Here is a 15,918-nt window from a genome sequence, read left to right on the forward strand (position 1 = left end):
TCGTAAGAGGGCCCTCGCTCATGACAGGGCCTCCGACAAGGCGGCCGACCATTCGGCAATGCGGGTTTCGAACACCGCCTCGTCAATGGCGACGGTAAGGTCGAAGCCGGGCGCCTCGACGAAATCGAGATTGGCCGCGCGTGGGCCGAGCGAAGCCTTCAGCGTCTCGAACAATGACAGCGGTCCGCGCACGGCGATGCGCACCGCCTCGCTGTCGCCGACGGCTTCGCGGATCGTGCCGGCAAGGGTTTCCAGCGAACGCTTCTGCAGATCGTCGCTGACAAGGCCGCCAATGATGCGCGCAATGGTGGCGCCGACGAGGTCGCTGACCTTGGCCTCCATGATCTCGATGCGGGCAGTGACGACCGCGCCGAGATCGCCGCCGAAACTTTCTAGAAAGGCCTTTGCTTCATCGGCGTTGGCCTGTCTCTGCGCCTCGAGCGCTGCCTGGTGGGCGATGGCAAGGCGGGCTTCAAGGGCGGCTTCGGCATCGATGACCGCTTCGGCGATCAGCGCGCCGATGTCGGCCTGCGGCGCCGACGTCTCCGGCCTTGGCTCGGCCATGGCGGCGAGCGAGGGCTGGCCGGCACGCTGGCTGCGTGCGCCGAAATCCGGCAAAAGGTCGAAAAGCGCTGCCGAGGCCATGGTCTATACCGCTGCTTCCTGGGCCGCCCATTTGCGCAGGATCTGCGCGGTGCGCTCCTCATTGATGTCGACCATGCGGGCAAGCCGCTCCTGCGGCGCCGGCCTGATCTTCTGACGAAGATCGTCGAGTGGAGTCGGGCCTGGGCGGCTGCCGGGCAAGGCAGCCGGCGCCTGTTCGGCGCTGGCGGCTTCGGGTGTCGGCAGTGAACGCTGGACGTCGTCGAAGCTCGGACCGGCAAGTGCCGGCGTCGGCCGCGCGCTCAGCGCGGTGGCCATCGGCCTCAGGCCGAAGAAGGCGACCAGGAACACCACGACGATGAAAGCGCCGGCGTTGATCATCGTACCGGCATGGGTTCCGATCGACGCCATTATGCCCGGCTGTTCGACCGCCTCGCCGTCGAGCCCGTCGATGAACTCGACGGCCGAGACATCGATGATGTCGCCGCGCTTGTCGTCGAAGCCAGTGGCCGAAGCCACCATCTTCTGGATGTCGGCAACGCGCTTGGCGATCTGCTCGGGCGTTGCGTCCTTGCCGAGGATGGTCATCAGCCGCTGCTGATTGACGACGACGGCGATCGACATCTTGGTGACGGAATAGCCGTTCGAGACTGTGGCGATCTTCTTGGAGTTGATCTCGTAATTGGTGATCTCCTCCTTGCGATCATTCTCCGATGACGTCTGCGGACCATCGGTGCTGGTCGCCTGGGTCTCGGGCAGGTTCTGCTCGACGGTGGCCGGGGTCGAGGCCTGCCTCTGATTGCTGTTTTCGTTGGCGCGCACCGACTGCACGGAACGCTCCACGCGTGACTCCGGATCGAAGATCGTCTCTTCGGTCTGGCGGGTGTCGGTGTTGACATCGGCCTTGACGCTGGCGCGGAAATTGTCGGGGCCGAGATAAGGCGTCAGCGCGCGGCGGATGTTGTCGCCGATCTGCGCCTCGACGGTCTGCTCGACGCCGAGCGTGCGGGCAGCACTTGTGTTGGAGGGATCGTCGCCGGCGGCGAGAAGGTTGCCGTTGGAATCGAGCACGGTAACCTTGTCGGCCGACAGGCCCGGCACGGCGGCGGCGACGAGATGGCGGATCGACATGGCGCTCTTTTCGGCGTCGATGCCGGAATAGCGGATGACCACCGAGGCGGAGGGTTGCTGTTCGTCGCGGCGGAAATTGGCGCGCTCGGACATGACGATGTGAACGCGGGCGGCCTTGATGCCGGATATCGACTGGATGGTGCGGGCGATCTCGCCTTCCAGCGCGCGCACGCGGGTGATCTGCTGCATGAAGGAGGTCAGGCCAAGAGAACCGACATTGTCGAACAGTTCGTAGCCGGCATTGGCGCTGGTCGGCAGGCCCTTTTCGGCGAGCAGCATGCGCGCCTGCGCGGTGGTGCCGGCCGGCACCAGCACGGAGGTGCCGTCGGAGCCGACGTCGAAGCCGATGCCGGCTTCGCCGAGCACCAGGCCGATCTGGTTCACGTCGGAGCGATCGAGCCCGACATAGAGCGTCTCATAGGCCGGGCGGTTGAGATAGACCGAGCCGATGCCGATGACGGCCATCACCAATGCGGCAATGCCGGCCAGCATGGCAAGGCGCCTGACGCCAAATGCCCTGAGATTCGAGATGATGCTCTGGATCTGTTGCGGCACGATTCAAGCGCTCCCAGCATGATATTCCGTGGGAACACTAGACCGCGAAGCTTGTGCGAAGATGATAGAGCATGTCGCCCGGAAGTGTGCAGCGGTTCCGGGTCAACGACATGCGTCAAAACACACCCATACAGGAAAGGGCCGCGCTGTTGGCGCGGCCTATTCAAGGAAGAGAAAGCCGGGTCAGGCTTACTGCTTGAACAGCGCCAGGATCGACTGCGAGTTGCCGTTGGCGATCGACAGCGACTGGATGCCGAGCTGCTGCTGGACCTGGAGGGCCTGCAGCCGCGTGGATTCCTTGTTCATGTCGGCGTCGACCAGCGCGCCGACGCCCTTGTCGATGGAGTCCGAGAGGTTCGACAGGAAGCTCTTCTGGGTGTCGATGCGCGACTTGGCGGCGCCGAGATAGGCGGCACCCGTGGACAGCTTGGCAAGCGCCGTTTCAACGGCGCCGAGTGCGGTGTCGATGGCCGCCGGGAGGACCTGGGTGGTGCTGGGATCGAAGAAGGTCGTCGCCAGCAGAGCGCCGACGATGCCGCCAGTGCCAGGAAGATCGAGAACCTGCGTGTCGGCCGCCTTGACGTCGATGGTGTCGATGGCGACGGTCGTGCCGGTGCGGTTATAGGACGCGACGATCTTCAGGTCGGAGGTCGCAGCAGCGTCGTTCTGCAGCAGGTTCGAGCCGGCATAGGAGGCGTTGGTGACCGACGACTTGATCTGGTCCTGGATGGCCTTGATTTCGGTCGCGATCTTCTGCTGGTCGTCCTTGCTGGCGCTGCGTGCAGTGACCAGCTTGGCCTTGATCAGGTCGACCTGGTCCTTGATGTCGGTGATGGCGGTGTAGGCGGTATCGACCTTGCCGGCGCCGAGGCCAAGCGCGTCCTGAACGGCCGAAAGCGCCTTGTTGTCGGACTTCATCGTGGTGGCGATCGACCAGTAGGCGGCGTTGTCGCTGGCGGTGGCGACGCGGTAGCCGGTCGAAATGCGTGACTGGGTGGTTTCAAGCTGCTTGTTGGTGTTGTTCAGGCTCTGCAGCGCGGTCAGAGCCGAAGCGTTCGTCATGATGCTAGCCAAGATATTTACCCCTTTTCAAACACTGGCGTGTCCCGAACACGCCGGATCAACTTCATCAAGGGGGTAGGCATAAGCCCATCGACCGTATGGTCTGCCCGCCATGGAATGGTTAACCATGACTACCGGGATATGGTTAACGGCCTGTTAAACCAAGCCATTCAGGGCGCTGGCCAAGAGCAAAAATCGGCAGCCATTCAGCAAGACAATCAACAGCCGCAAAAGAAATCGGGCCGCGCTGTTGGCGCGGCCCGACGGATGGTGTCAGTCGTAATGTCGAGAGATCAGCCGCGGAAGAGCGACAGGATCGACTGCGAGTTGCCGTTGGCGATCGACAGCGCCTGGATGCCGAGCTGCTGCTGGACCTGCAGGGCCTGCAGCCGCGTCGATTCCTTGTTCATGTCGGCGTCGACCAGCGCGCCGACGCCCTTGTCGATCGAGTCCGACAGGTTCGACAGGAAGCTCTTCTGGGTGTCAATGCGCGACTTGGCGGCGCCGAGCGAGGCAGCGCCGGTGGACAGCTTGGCAAGCGCGGTTTCAACAGTGCCGAGCGCGGTGTCGATGGCGGCGGGGGTAACCGCCGTGGTGCTCGGGTCGAAGAAGGCAGCGGCGAGCAGGCCGCCGACGATGCCGCCCGTGCCGGCGACATCGAGAACCTGCGTATCGGCTGCCTTGACGTCGATGGTGTCGATGGTGACGGTCGCGCCGGTACGGTTGTAAGCCGCAACGATCTTCAGGTCGGACGCAGCGGCAGCGTCGTTCTGCAGCAGGTTCGAGCCGGCGAAGTTGGCGTTGGCGACCGAGGACTTGATCTGCGCCTGGATGGCGTTGATTTCGGTCGCGATCTTCTGCTGGTCTTCCTTCGAGGCGCTACGGGCAGTGACCAGCTTGGTCTTGATCAGGTCGACCTGGTCCTTGACGTCGTTGATGGCGGTGTAGGCGGTGTCAACCTTGCCGGCGCCGAGGCCGAGGGCGTCCTGCACGGCCGAGTTGGCCTTGTTGTCGGACTTCATCGAGGTCGCGATCGACCAGTAAGCGGCGTTGTCGGAAGCGGTGGCAACGCGGTAGCCGGTCGAGATGCGGGCCTGCGTCTGCTCGAGGGATTTGTTGGTGTTGTTCAGGCTCTGCAGCGCGGTCAGCGCCGAGGCGTTCGTCATGATACTGGACATGGCTACTCGTACCTTGATTTTTACAGGGTGTTTTTGACATACCGGCTTTTCCGGTATGACGGAGCGGCATCATGCCAATGATCGTGAGACCCGATCACCCGCCATCTGCGAGCAATATGCGGGCAAGTCCCTACCAAAGGGCTAAACGGGACGGTTAACCGGAAATATATTGCATAAAACTTTAGCAAGGCGCCAACGGCGCGCGGACGGTCAGGTGAAGGAGCGCACCAGGCTGCCGACAAGCAGGTTCCAGCCGTCGATGAGGACGAAGAACAGGATCTTGAAGGGCAGCGAAACGACGGTCGGCGGCAGCATCATCATGCCCATGGCCATGGTGATGGTGGCGACGATCAGGTCGATGACGAGGAACGGCAGCACGATCAGGAAGCCGATCTCGAAGCCGCGGCGGATTTCGGAGATCATGAAGGCCGGCACCAGGATGCGCAGGTCGACGGTGTCCCTGGCAACGACCTGGCCGCGTTCGCGGGCGAGATCGGCGAACAGGTCGAAGTCCTTGTCGCGGACATTGTGCAGCATGAAGGTGCGGAACGGGTCCGAAATCTTTTCGAACGCCTCGGTCTGGCTGATCTGGTTGTCCATCAGCGGCTTGACGCCGGTGTTCCAGGCCTGGTCGAAGGTGGGCGCCATGACGTAGAAGGTCATGAACAGCGACAGCGAGATCAGGATCAGATTGGCCGGCGTCGACTGCAGGCCGATGCCGGCGCGCAGGATCGAGAAGGCGATGACGAAGCGGGTGAAGCTCGTCACCATGATCAACAGGCCCGGCGCCACCGACAGCACGGTGATCAGACCGAACATCTGGATGATATAGCCGACGGTGGCGCCGTCGGCCTTGCCGATGCCGCCGAGATCGAGCTGCTGGGCGGCGGCGACAGAGGTGGCGGCGACGACGATCGCGGCGGCGAGGACGAGTTTTCTCATTCGAGCAGCAATGTCCTGATCAGAACCTGTTTGGCATGGCCACCGCTGCGGATTGCGGCGCGCTCCTCGAGGTCGGCTTTCAAATGCTGGTAGCCGCTGGCGCCTTCGATCTGATGCATCTTCAGGGTGCGGACCATGGCAAGCAGGTCCTGGTGAATGCTTTCGGTAAGTTCCGGCGGCTGCGGCGCATCGTAGACCACCGACGCTTCCAGCCTTATCCAGGTGTCGGCAGGCGAAGCCAGATTGGTGGTGATCGGCGCCAGCTGGACAAGCGTCGGCCCGGTGCCGGGCGCATGTTCGGCCGCCTTGCTCGGTTGCTCGGCGTTGGACTGGTTCTCGGGCGCGGCGGGCACCGGCACCGGTCCCCCGACGCCCTTCAGATAGCCGCCGGACATCCAGCCCATGCCGATCGCGGCGCCCGTCATCGCCAGCAGCATCGCAAGCTGGATGACAAGCGACGGGCCCTTTTTTTGCTGAACCTGTTCGACATTTGCCACGGCGCCGTTCTCCAGTCCTAAAAGGGGAGGACTTGGTCGAGGATCTGCTGACCGTAAGCGGGCTGCTGGATTTCGCTGACGCGGCCGCGGCCGCCATAGGAGATGCGCGCCTCGGCGATGCGTTCATAAGAGATGGTGTTTTCAGCGCCGATATCGGATGGACGCACCATGCCGGCGATGGTCAGCACCCTGAGCTCGTAATTGACGCGCACCTCCTGTGAGCCCCGGATCATCAGATTGCCGTTGGGCAGGACTTCGGTGACGACGGCGGCGACGTTGAGCTCGAGGTTCTCCGAGCGCTTGATTTCGCCGTCCGCATTGGTTTCGGTGGTGGAGCTCAGCCCCGCGTCGCCCTTGCCGCTGGTGGTGGCACCTTCCCATCCGAGGTTGACGTCATAGCCGAGCTTGCGCCCGGCGGTGCGGCTGCGGTCGTTCTGGTTCTTGAAGTTGGCCTTGTCGTTGAGCTTGATCCTGACGGTGAGGATGTCGCCGTCGCGCAGCGCGCGTGGGTCGGTGAACAACCGGCTCTGGCGATCATCCCACAGCGAGAATTTCTTCACTGGCGCGGGTGGCGTTTCGGGATAGGAGTAGGGCGCATTGACGCTGCCGGTAATGCCGGTGCCAACCGGCGACAGCGCCGGCTCCCTGCCGATCTCCCTGGGGTCGGAGGCGCAGCCGGCAAGTGAAGCGGTGGCGACCAGGGCGAGTATATGCGACTTCATGACGGGTCTACCCTTCGCGCCGCGCTGGCCATGATGCCGGTGAGCGTGGCTGCCGCCTTCTGGTCCATTTCGTTGAGAATGACGCCGGCCTTGCGCGAATCGAGTTTCATCAGGATGGCGGCGGCGAGATCGGTGTTGACCATGGCCAGGCGCTCGGCCGCGGCATCCGGTTTCATGCCGGCATAGATCTTGACGACGCCATCCTCGGCGCGGGCCAGGAAAACTTCACGCCGCTTCAGCCATTGCTCGTATTCGGCGCGCTTGTCGTCCAGCGCCTTCATGCGCTGGTCGATGCCAGCCTGCAACTGCTTCAACTCGTCGGCCTGCAGCGCGTAACGGCGGTCGCGGGCGGCGTCGGCGATGTTGGAGCAGAAGCGCTGGATCTCGCTTTCATCGGGCACCTTCTCGCGGACCAGCTGCTGCACTGCCGCCGGCTGTTGCCCGCCAGGAAGAACCTGCCGCACCGCTTTTTCCGCGCGAACAGTGCCGCCGGCAAGGACGGTGGCGGCGATGACGCAAGCTGCCAAGGCTGCGCTTCGGCGGTGCTGCTTTTGGGAAAAGAAATCGATCATCGGTATGGCCTATTGGAGAACCAGATCGGCCTGCAAAGCGCCGGCCGACTTGATGCCTTGCAAAATGGCAATGATGCCGTCCGGCTTGACGCCGAGACGGTTGAGGCCCGACACCAGCGTTTCGAGGTTCGGTCCGTCGAGCACATTGACGCGGGCGTCAGGCCGCGTGGCATCGATGGTGGTGAAGGGTTCCTCCGCTGTCACGCCCTTGGAGAACGGTTCTGGCTGGACGATCTTCGGCTGTTCGGTGATGCGCACGGTGAGCGTGCCGTGGCTGATCGCCACCCGCGAGATCTTGACCTCGTTGCCGATGACGATGGTGCCGGTGCGTTCGTCGATGACGACGCGTGCCGGCGTGTCGGTCTCGACCACCAAATTCTCGATCTCGGCGTAGAAGCGCGCCGCCGAAACATTCTTCGGCCGCCTGATCTGCACGGTACGTGCATCGCGCTCCGCCGCCATGCGCATGCCGAAGCGTTGCGAGGTGTAGCCGTTGATGGCGTCGGCGATGCGGACGGCAGTGGAGAAATCGGGGTTGCGCAATTGCAAGGTGAGCAGCGCCTGGTCCTCGAATTCGGCGCGCACAGTGCGCTCGACGATGGCGCCGTTGGGCACGCGGCCGGCCGTCGGCACGCCCTGCGTCAGCTTTTCGGCATCGCCTTGGGCAGTGAAGCCGGAAACGATGACCGAGCCTTGCCCGACAGCATAGATCTCGCCATCGGCCGCCTTCAGTGGCGTCATTATCAGCGTGCCGCCGGCAAGCGATGTGGCGTCGCCCATGGAGGAGACGTCGATGTCGATGCGGGCGCCAGACTGCACGTAAGGCGGCATGTTGGCGGTGACGATGACGGCGGCGACGTTCTTGGCCCGCGCGCTGCCACCTTCGGTGGCAATGCCGAGATTTTCGAGCATGGCGCGGATCGACTGTTCGGTGAAGGGCGAATTGCGCAGGCTGTCGCCCGATCCGGCGAGGCCGATGACGAGGCCGTAGCCGACGAGCTGGTTGTCGCGCGAAGCCTGCAGCTGCGCAATGTCCTTGATGCGCGATGCGACCTGGCCGGGTGGCAGAGAGCTTGGGCCGTTGGAGACCCTGAACATGCGGTTGGTGGTGGCCGGATCGTATTCGGGATCGACAAAGGCGCCGCCATTCTGGCCGGCAAGATCGCGCTTTTGCTTCGGCGTAAGACCGTCGGCCAGCGCCGGCTGCAGGCCGACAACGGCCGCGAGCAGAAGGGCAGCTCCGCGTCTCATGACGCGCTGACCCGGATGGTGCCGTCAGCCATCACCGTGCCGGAAAAGATCTTGCCGCTGTCTGTGTTGCGGACCTTTATCAAATCGCCGGCGGCACCCGGCTGCAGCGACACCGCCGTGGCCGAAATGGTGAGGTCGCCGGCGATGAAATAGACCTGCACGGCGGCACCCTGTTCGACCAGCCAGGCGTCGCGGATGGCGGCGACCGGGATATAGCGGCCGGGCAGCAGCGTGCGCTTGGCGACCTTGCCCTGGAGTTCCATGGCCTGCGTGGCGACCGCATCCGGCCTGTGCTTGCCGGGGAGCAGCGTCACCGGCTTCAGCGCGCCGGTGTCGATCATCTCGCCGGGATAGATGACCCGGTTGGGGATCAGCACGATCTCGCCGGTTGCCTGACTGCTTGCGACCTGGGTGGTGGTCTCCTGATTTGCCGCTTCCTGCGCAAACGCCGGCACACCGCCGGCTACCAGCGCGAGCATCAGCGCGGTGCGGCAAAGCGCGGAGCGGGAGGCCGGAGAGACCATCAAACCTTACCTGATGTTCTTGGACACGACGGAGGCCATGTCGTCGGCGGCCTGGATGACCTTGGAGTTCATCTCATAGGCGCGCTGCGCCGAGATCAGCTCGGTGATTTCCTTGACCGGATCGACGTTGGAGGCCTCGAGATAACCCTGCTCGACCGAGGCGAAGCCGGGATCGCCGGGCACGCCGACATTGGCCGGGCCGGAGGCCGGCGTCTCCTGGAACAGATTGTCGCCGAGCGGCGCCAGGCCGGCTTCATTGGCAAAGTTGGCGAGCTGCAGCTGGCCCAGCAGCTGGAGGTCGGTCTGGCCGTCGATGCGGGCAAAGACCTGGCCGGTCTTGTTGACGACAACTTCGATGGCATCGGTCGGCACGGTGATGGCCGGGATGACATTGGCGCCGTCGACGGTCACCAGCTGGCCGGTGGCGTTGGTATTGAAGGCGCCGGCGCGGCTGTAGAGCGTGCCGCCGTCGCCGCCCTCGATCTGGAACCAGCCGCGGCCCGTCAGCGCCATGTCGAAACTGTTGCCGGTCGAAGTCAGTTCGCCCTGCGTATGGACGTTGCGCACCGCCGTCGTCTTGACGCCGAGGCCGATCGACACGCCTTCCGGCACAAGCGATGAATTGGAGCGGTTGGGCACGCCCTGCGTGCGGTCGACCTGGTAGAGCAGGTCGGAGAATTCGGCGCGCGCGCGCTTGTAGCCGGTGGTGTTGATGTTGGCGATGTTGTTGGCAATGACTTCCAGATTTGTCTGCTGGGCATTCATGCCGGTCGCTGCGATGGCGAGTGCTTTCACGGCAAGTTCTCCTCAGATGCCCATACGGCTGATTTCGAGATAGGCGGAGACGACCTTGTCGCGGATCGCGATCGTGGTCTGCAGGGCCTGCTGGGCGCTCATGACGGCGTCGACGACCTGACGGGTATCGGCGTCGCCCCTGAGTGCCTGGATCGACACCTGCTCGGCATTCTGCAAGGTGTTGACGGTCTTCGAGGCGGCCTGGCTCAGCGCCTCGGCAAAGGTGGTGCCGATTTCGCTGCCGGCCATCGGCGCCTTGGTGCCCTGGAACAGGTCGGTCGTGGTATCGGCGCCACCGATCTCCGGCTTGAGGGGAAGCGATCCGATACCGCCAATGCCGCTGATCATTACTGGTTCCTCATCAGGTCGATGGTCATGGAGATCAGATCACGCGCCTGCTTGATGACCTGAAGGTTGGCTTCGTAGGAGCGGTTGGCTTCGCTCATGTCGGCCATCTCGACCAGCACGTTGACATTGGGCATCTTGACGTAGCCCTTGTCGTCGGCGGCCTCGTTGCCGGGCTGGAATTCGACGGGAAAGTCGCTGGGGTCGCGGTCGATGGAGTTGACCTCAACCGTCGTGCCACCCGAGGCACGATCGAGTTCCGAGACGAAACTGATGGTCTTGCGGCGATAGGGGTCGGCGCCCGGGGTGTTGCCGGTCGACTGCGCGTTGGCAAGGTTTTCCGAAACGACGCGCAAACGGTCAGACTGGGCGCTGAGGCCGGACGCGGCGATCTTGAGGGCTGAGGTCAAGGCGTCCATGGTCAGCTCTTCACCGCCATCATCATCATCGAATGGAAGGCCTTGACGATCGCGGTGTTGAGTTCAAACGAGCGGCGGACCTCGCCGGCCTTCATCAGTTCGTTCTCGACCACCACCGTGTTCTTCGAGGGCATGATGGCGCCGGTCGTCTCTTCTGGCTTGACCGTGAAGCCGGCATTAGTGGCGGCAGTGCCGAGGTGGCCTGCCTGGGTGGCGGTCAGCGACACTGCCGTGCGGTCGAGCACCTTCTCGAACGGCTCGACATCGCCGGCGGTGTAGCCCGGCGTGTTGACGTTGGCGATGTTGCCGGCAATGGCCGACTGGCGCACCGACAGCCATTGCGACTGCTTGGCGGCGAGATCGAAAAGATTGACGGGCTCCATGGGGATCTCCGGGCTGGTACGTACAAGACTAGGCTGCCAGTCTTGCGCGGACCTTGCGCGGCTCGGGGGTAAATCCGGTGTGCCGCTATTTGGAGAGTTCGATCACCTGGTCGGTGCTGGTGACCATGACCCACTTGCCGCCCCGTTGCTCGATCGACGAGACGACGCTGGTATCGGGCAGCTTCGAGCCGCGCTGGACGATCCACAGGCCGGCATCGTCCTCGATCATGGCGCGGCCATTGGCGACATGAACCATGCGAAATTTGGCGTCCGCCGGGAAGGGCTGCTCGTCGACGCCGGGAGGCTGGGTCTTGTCCTCGGGGTCCTGCAGCGTGCCGGTGGCGAACAGGTCGACATCGGGAACATCGTTTGCCGTCAGCGGCTGACCGCTGTTCTCCATCTGCGAGCCGCCGCTGACCCGCCCTGCATTGGTGCCGCTGCCGCCGAACTTGATCGCCTGCACGCCGAACTGGTCCTGATTGAAGAAGATATACCAGGGAAACAGCGCGCAGATCAGGCCAAGCGTGATGCCGAGCGCGGCAAAGACGATATCGCTGCGGCGGTCGGATTTCTTGTCGAGCCTGGGATATTGCGGCCTTGGCGGCTGCGGCCATTCGGTGACCGGGAACAGCCCGTCGAGAAGCGAGTCACGACTGGTCTCGATCGCTTCTTTGGGGCCGGCGCGAGGGGTCCTTGGCAATTCAGGCTTGACGACGCTGGGCAAGGCAGGCTCGGCCAAGCGAGGCACAGTGGACTCGACTACGCTGGCTACCCTGGGCAAGAATGGCCTGGCGGCCCTGGCCAGAATGGCCTCAGCCTTGGCGGCCTTGTCGAGATCGGCCTTTGCCCTGACAGCTCTCGCTTCGTTGGCCCGGGCTTCCTCGGCGGCACTGGCCTCTGCGATCATCTCGCGCAAAAGCCGCTCGGTGTACTGAAGCTCAGTCTCCTGCATCGACACTTTGCTTGCCTTTCAGATGACGGGCGAGGTCGGAGAATGCGTCGCTCGAGGCGCGATCCCTGGGCGACTGCGTCAGCGCCTCGTAGATCAGCGGCACCTGGCGCACGGCAATATCGAGCTCGGCATCGGCGCCGCCCTGATAGGCACCGAGCAGGCGGATGTCGCGGGTGTCCTCGAAGCGCGAGATCATCGATTTCAGCCTGGTCACCAGCATGCGTTGCTCGGGGCTCCATGCCTTGTCGGCGAGGCGCGAGATCGACGACAGCGGATTGACCGGGGGGTAGCGGCCCTGTTCGGCAATGGCGCGGTCGAGCACGACATGGCCGTCGAGGATGCCGCGTACCGAATCGGCGACCGGGTCGTTGTGGTCATCGCCGTCGACCAGCACCGAGATGATGGCAGTGATCGATCCCTGTCCTTTGATACCGGGGCCTTCAGCGCCAGGTCCGGCGCGTTCGAGCAGCTTCGGCAGGTCGGTGAAAACCGAAGCGGGATAGCCCCGGGCGACCGGCGGCTCGCCGGTGCCGGTCGCCACCTCGCGCAGCGCATGGGCAAAGCGGGTAATCGAATCCAGCACCAGCAGCACGCGATGGCCCTGGTCGCGAAAATGTTCGGCAACGCGCATGGCGGTATCCGGCGCGCGCCGGCGCATCATGGCGCTCTCGTCGCTGGTGGCGACGACGGCGACCGTCTTGGCCATGCTCTCTGCGCCGATCGTGTCTTCGAGGAATTCGCGTACCTCGCGGCCGCGCTCGCCGATCAGCGCCACGACCACGGTGTCGAAGGCGTCGGCGCCGGCCAGCATGGCGAGCAGCGTCGACTTGCCGACGCCGGAACCGGCAAAAATGCCGAGGCGCTGGCCGAGGCAGAGCGGCGTGAAGATGTCGATGACCTTGACCCCGGTCGTGAAGGCGGTGCCGACGCGCTGCCGCGCCATGGCGCCGGGCGTGGTGCCGTCGCCGCTCGCAGCCTCGCCGATCCTGATCAGCGGCGGGCCGCCATCGATGACGCGGGTCAGCGCGTCGATGGCGCGCCCGCGCCACGAGGCAAGCGGCGTTACCGTCAGCGGGCCGCGGCGAAACACGGCGCCGCCGATGCCGGCGTCGGCGCTGCGTTCGAAGGGGGCGATGACGACTTCGTCGCGGCCGATCCTGACGATCTCGCCGCGGCGCGTGCCGGCATTGCCGCGCTGTTCGACGAGGTCGCCAAGCCTGGCGACTTCAGACAGGCCGCGCACCTTGTAATGCGTTGGCGAAACCTCCGAAACACGGCCGCCGCGCCGCAGCAACGTCTCGGTGTCATCGAAGCGGCGCCAGATCCGCTCCAGCGCAGCCAGCCGGTTTTCCGGTGCTGTCTCCGGTTGCCGTTCAAGCGCGCGTATCGATGATTTGCTGCTCGACATGCTGCTACGACTTGGAGCCGAGCGTCTTGATGGCGTCGTCGGTCGAGGCATCTGTCTGGCGCATCAGCGCCGCCGTGTTCTCGAAGGCGCGCTGGACCATGATCAGGCGCGTCATCTCCAGCACCGGATTGACGTTGGATTCCTCGACATAGCCCTGCGCGACGCCGAGATCGGAACGGTCGGTGACCGGCTCCGGCGCACGCGCGGGCACGATGCCAGAATTGCCGTAGCGGACGAAATTCGGGCCGGGATCGAAATTGAACAGGCCGATGGCGCCGACGAGCTTGTCGCCCTGGCGCAGCGAGCCGTCGGCGCCCGCCTTGGGTGGGCCGTCGCGCGGGTCGAGCTGGATCGGCGCACCGCCGGCGTCGAGCACCGGATGGCCTTCGAGCGACATCAACTCGCCGTTCTCGTTCATCGAAAAACGTCCGTCGCGCGTCATCACGGTGCCGGCCGGGGTGTCGATGCCGAACCAGGCATCGCCCTGGACGGCGAAGTCGAACGGGTTGCCGGTCTGCGTCATCGCGCCATGCGCGCCGGACAAATAGGTCTTGCCGGAGGAGGCGAAGGACACCGATTTGGGGCCGCTGCCGGAGACGACATCCTCGAACTTCACGCCGGTGGCGCGAAAGCCGATGGTCGAGGCGTTGGCGACATTATCGGCGATGGTGTCGAGACGGCGCTCAAGCGCGATCTGCGAGGAAAGGGCGACGTAAAGGCTGTCCTGCATGGTGTTCTCAGAATCTCAGTTTCTGCATGGCCATCATCAGATCGGTCGAGATGCCGACGGTGGTCGGCTGCGCAAACAGCACACCGATCGATGTCTGGGCGGTCGAGGTCGGATGATTGATTTCCCAAAGGCTGGTGAAGCGGGTGAGGAATTTCTCGAGCTTGGCCGGGTCGGTGAAATCGGTGAGGTCGAGCTTTGCGTCGAAGGCCTGCGCCTGCTTGTCGATATCTGCGGCAGCGAAGGAATCGGGCAGGCCGATGGCGGTGCGTACCACGCTGGCCAGGGCCGTGTCGGCCAGCACGTCGTACCAGTTGGTGATGGTCGAGGCCTTGCGCTCGAAATAGAGCGCCAACCGCACGCCCTCATTGGTCTTGCCGGCGTCTTCTTCCAGGGTCTGGCGCATGTATTTGTCGACCACCGGCTGCTGCGACGGGCTGCGGGTCGTTGCCGCTTCGCCGTAGGCCTCGAAATTCAACGAGGTGGCGAGCCTGGCATAGGCCTTGTTGGAGAGCTTGTTGGCGACACTGGCGGGATCGCGGACACCGCCCTCAAGGACATCACGGACGAGATCCTTGTTGGTGGTCGCCGGATCGAGCCCGCTTGCGGACAGAGCATAGTTATAAAGGCGGCTGTCGGCCATCAGGTCGTCGACCGATTTCACCTTGGTGATGTTGGCGAGGTAGTAGCTGGTCTCGGCCTGGACGGCGTCCGCATTCGGCTTGATGAGGCCAAGACTGGACTCGGTCGTGTAGAGCTTCGGCGTGGTCTTCAGCACCGCGTCGCGCGTGATCGTCTGATCGCCATACTGGGCAAAATCAAAGGCGCTGACGAAGTTGGCGTAGCTCTTGTCGGTCAACAGGTTGGCGGGACTCAACGGATCGGTGACGCCGCCATTGACCATGGTGCGGATCTGCTTCGTCGTCTGGGTCGATGCATCAAGCCCATAGGCAGCCATGGCGAAGGTCAGCAGGCGCTTGTCCTTCAGCAGGTCTTCGATGGACTTCACCTTGGAGATGTTGGCTGCGTAGTAGTCGGCCTCGCCCTTGATGTATTGCGCGGTCGGCTTGACGAGCAACAGTCCGGTTCCGCCGATCACAGCCTTCGGCACCGCCTGCTGGACGGCGTCGCGCGCCGTAGCCTGGTCGCCATATTGGGCAAAGTCGAAAGCCGCGACGAAAGCCGCATAGCCCTTGTTTGTCGACGTGTTTGCGGGGCTGTTCGGGTCGGTGACGCCGCCTTCCAGCATGGCCCGCACGGTCGCAGCCGGCTCGGCGTCGGCGTCCAGGCCGAACGCGGCCATCGCATAGGTGAGCAGGCGATCGTTGCCCATCAGGTCGTCGATCGATTTTACGTTGGAAATGTTGCTCAGGTAGTACGAGGTTTCGCCCTTGTAGTAGGTGAAGCCGTTCTGCGAAGGGCCGACCGAGACCTGGAGACCATAATTGTTGGTCACGCCCTGCTGTGCCGAATTGTAGCTCGTGGCATTAGCGCCAAGTGCGGCGAAATTGAAGGCCGACACGAACTCGGCATAACGCTTGTCGCTCAGTTTGTTGGCGAAGCTGTCGGAATCCGACACCCCTTCCTTCAGGGCTTTGACCATGAAGGCCTTGGCGTAAGCCATGTCGCCGAGACCGAAGGCTTTCATGGCATATTTGAACAGCCGGTCGTTCTTGACGAAATCGTCGATCGATTTCACGCTGCCGATGTTCGCGAGATAGTAGTCGGTGTCGCGCTTGGTGATCGGCTCCGCCTCGATGCGGTCGATCGCCTTGGGGATGTCCCTGGCGATGAGCTGGTAGCTGGTAAAAGTGCTCAACACGACATGCCTCCGGTCGCAGCTTCAAAAGCA

18 protein-coding genes are annotated in these 15,918 nt (G+C 63.9%); all 18 read right to left on the reverse strand.

Translation table 11 applies throughout. From position 1 onward, the window contains the following. Positions 1-18: 18 nt before the first annotated feature. On the reverse strand, positions 19-645 hold the full coding sequence (locus tag NKK50_RS08085; RefSeq protein WP_023686351.1) for a hypothetical protein: 627 nt from the start codon (positions 643-645) through the stop codon (positions 19-21). Positions 646-648: 3 nt separating this feature from the next. Then, a complete protein-coding gene (gene fliF, locus NKK50_RS08090; protein ID WP_023686350.1) occupies positions 649-2,289 on the reverse strand; it encodes a flagellar basal-body MS-ring/collar protein FliF in 1,641 nt (546 codons plus the stop codon). 189 nt (positions 2,290-2,478) lie between these two features. Beyond that, entirely contained in the window at positions 2,479-3,363 is an 885-nt protein-coding gene (locus NKK50_RS08095; RefSeq protein WP_023683302.1) for a flagellin N-terminal helical domain-containing protein, read from the reverse strand. A gap of 281 nt (positions 3,364-3,644) precedes the next feature. After that, a complete protein-coding gene (locus NKK50_RS08100) occupies positions 3,645-4,529 on the reverse strand; it encodes a flagellin N-terminal helical domain-containing protein (RefSeq protein ID WP_023683303.1) in 885 nt (294 codons plus the stop codon). Between the two features lie 210 nt (positions 4,530-4,739). Then, entirely contained in the window at positions 4,740-5,471 is a 732-nt protein-coding gene (fliP, locus tag NKK50_RS08105; protein ID WP_023686348.1) for a flagellar type III secretion system pore protein FliP, read from the reverse strand. After that, the gene (locus NKK50_RS08110) at positions 5,468-5,968 is read right to left on the reverse strand and encodes a flagellar basal body-associated FliL family protein (protein WP_023686347.1); all 501 of its coding nucleotides are present in this window, start codon (positions 5,966-5,968) and stop codon (positions 5,468-5,470) included. The genes fliP and NKK50_RS08110 overlap by 4 nt, the downstream gene beginning before the upstream one ends. A 17-nt stretch (positions 5,969-5,985) precedes the next feature. After that, positions 5,986-6,690 (reverse strand): flagellar basal body L-ring protein FlgH, encoded by a 705-nt coding sequence (gene flgH / locus NKK50_RS08115; RefSeq protein ID WP_023673654.1) that lies wholly within the window; start codon positions 6,688-6,690, stop codon positions 5,986-5,988. Further along, complete coding sequence (locus NKK50_RS08120) at positions 6,687-7,262, reverse strand: MotE family protein (protein WP_023833558.1); 576 nt, start codon at positions 7,260-7,262, stop codon at positions 6,687-6,689. Before NKK50_RS08120 ends, flgH begins: the two co-directional genes overlap by 4 nt. A 9-nt stretch (positions 7,263-7,271) precedes the next feature. Beyond that, positions 7,272-8,513 (reverse strand): flagellar basal body P-ring protein FlgI, encoded by a 1,242-nt coding sequence (locus NKK50_RS08125; RefSeq protein ID WP_023833557.1) that lies wholly within the window; start codon positions 8,511-8,513, stop codon positions 7,272-7,274. Next, on the reverse strand, positions 8,510-9,037 hold the full coding sequence (flgA, locus tag NKK50_RS08130; protein WP_023737678.1) for a flagellar basal body P-ring formation chaperone FlgA: 528 nt from the start codon (positions 9,035-9,037) through the stop codon (positions 8,510-8,512). Before flgA ends, NKK50_RS08125 begins: the two co-directional genes overlap by 4 nt. A gap of 6 nt (positions 9,038-9,043) precedes the next feature. Next, positions 9,044-9,832 carry a flagellar basal-body rod protein FlgG gene (flgG, locus tag NKK50_RS08135; protein ID WP_023673650.1) on the reverse strand — a complete coding sequence of 263 codons (789 nt, stop codon included), beginning with the start codon at positions 9,830-9,832 and terminating at the stop codon, positions 9,044-9,046. 12 nt (positions 9,833-9,844) lie between these two features. Beyond that, positions 9,845-10,180: a flagellar hook-basal body complex protein FliE gene (gene fliE / locus NKK50_RS08140; protein ID WP_023737680.1), complete on the reverse strand. Its 336-nt coding sequence runs from the start codon at positions 10,178-10,180 to the stop codon at positions 9,845-9,847. Then, positions 10,180-10,596 (reverse strand): flagellar basal body rod protein FlgC, encoded by a 417-nt coding sequence (gene flgC, locus NKK50_RS08145; protein WP_023686341.1) that lies wholly within the window; start codon positions 10,594-10,596, stop codon positions 10,180-10,182. Before flgC ends, fliE begins: the two co-directional genes overlap by 1 nt. A 2-nt stretch (positions 10,597-10,598) precedes the next feature. Beyond that, positions 10,599-10,979: a flagellar basal body rod protein FlgB gene (gene flgB / locus NKK50_RS08150; RefSeq protein ID WP_023683310.1), complete on the reverse strand. Its 381-nt coding sequence runs from the start codon at positions 10,977-10,979 to the stop codon at positions 10,599-10,601. Between the two features lie 85 nt (positions 10,980-11,064). Continuing rightward, entirely contained in the window at positions 11,065-11,931 is an 867-nt protein-coding gene (locus NKK50_RS08155; RefSeq protein ID WP_023673646.1) for a hypothetical protein, read from the reverse strand. Beyond that, positions 11,918-13,339: a flagellar protein export ATPase FliI gene (fliI, locus tag NKK50_RS08160; RefSeq protein ID WP_352543253.1), complete on the reverse strand. Its 1,422-nt coding sequence runs from the start codon at positions 13,337-13,339 to the stop codon at positions 11,918-11,920. The genes NKK50_RS08155 and fliI overlap by 14 nt, the downstream gene beginning before the upstream one ends. A 4-nt stretch (positions 13,340-13,343) precedes the next feature. Next, positions 13,344-14,069 carry a flagellar basal-body rod protein FlgF gene (gene flgF / locus NKK50_RS08165; protein WP_023671749.1) on the reverse strand — a complete coding sequence of 242 codons (726 nt, stop codon included), beginning with the start codon at positions 14,067-14,069 and terminating at the stop codon, positions 13,344-13,346. A 7-nt stretch (positions 14,070-14,076) separates the two neighbouring features. Further along, the gene (locus tag NKK50_RS08170) at positions 14,077-15,888 is read right to left on the reverse strand and encodes a DUF1217 domain-containing protein (protein WP_023686338.1); all 1,812 of its coding nucleotides are present in this window, start codon (positions 15,886-15,888) and stop codon (positions 14,077-14,079) included. Positions 15,889-15,918: the final 30 nt, after the last annotated feature.

The organism is Mesorhizobium sp. M0001 (assembly GCF_040324255.1).
GTDB lineage: Bacteria > Pseudomonadota > Alphaproteobacteria > Rhizobiales > Rhizobiaceae > Mesorhizobium.

Excerpts from the sequence above, each read along its gene's own strand:
- NKK50_RS08085 (WP_023686351.1), bottom strand. The coding sequence starts at position 645 with ATGGCCTCGGCAGCGCTTTTCGACCTTTTGCCGGATTTCGGCGCACGC.
- NKK50_RS08100 (WP_023683303.1), bottom strand. The coding sequence starts at position 4,529 with ATGTCCAGTATCATGACGAACGCCTCGGCGCTGACCGCGCTGCAGAGC.
- fliP (WP_023686348.1), bottom strand. The coding sequence starts at position 5,471 with ATGAGAAAACTCGTCCTCGCCGCCGCGATCGTCGTCGCCGCCACCTCT.
- flgH (WP_023673654.1), bottom strand. The coding sequence starts at position 6,690 with ATGAAGTCGCATATACTCGCCCTGGTCGCCACCGCTTCACTTGCCGGC.
- NKK50_RS08120 (WP_023833558.1), bottom strand. The coding sequence starts at position 7,262 with ATGATCGATTTCTTTTCCCAAAAGCAGCACCGCCGAAGCGCAGCCTTG.
- NKK50_RS08125 (WP_023833557.1), bottom strand. The coding sequence starts at position 8,513 with ATGAGACGCGGAGCTGCCCTTCTGCTCGCGGCCGTTGTCGGCCTGCAG.
- flgA (WP_023737678.1), bottom strand. The coding sequence starts at position 9,037 with ATGGTCTCTCCGGCCTCCCGCTCCGCGCTTTGCCGCACCGCGCTGATG.
- fliE (WP_023737680.1), bottom strand. The coding sequence starts at position 10,180 with ATGATCAGCGGCATTGGCGGTATCGGATCGCTTCCCCTCAAGCCGGAG.
- flgC (WP_023686341.1), bottom strand. The coding sequence starts at position 10,596 with ATGGACGCCTTGACCTCAGCCCTCAAGATCGCCGCGTCCGGCCTCAGC.
- flgB (WP_023683310.1), bottom strand. The coding sequence starts at position 10,979 with ATGGAGCCCGTCAATCTTTTCGATCTCGCCGCCAAGCAGTCGCAATGG.
- NKK50_RS08155 (WP_023673646.1), bottom strand. The coding sequence starts at position 11,931 with ATGCAGGAGACTGAGCTTCAGTACACCGAGCGGCTTTTGCGCGAGATG.
- fliI (WP_352543253.1), bottom strand. The coding sequence starts at position 13,339 with ATGTCGAGCAGCAAATCATCGATACGCGCGCTTGAACGGCAACCGGAG.
- flgF (WP_023671749.1), bottom strand. The coding sequence starts at position 14,069 with ATGCAGGACAGCCTTTACGTCGCCCTTTCCTCGCAGATCGCGCTTGAG.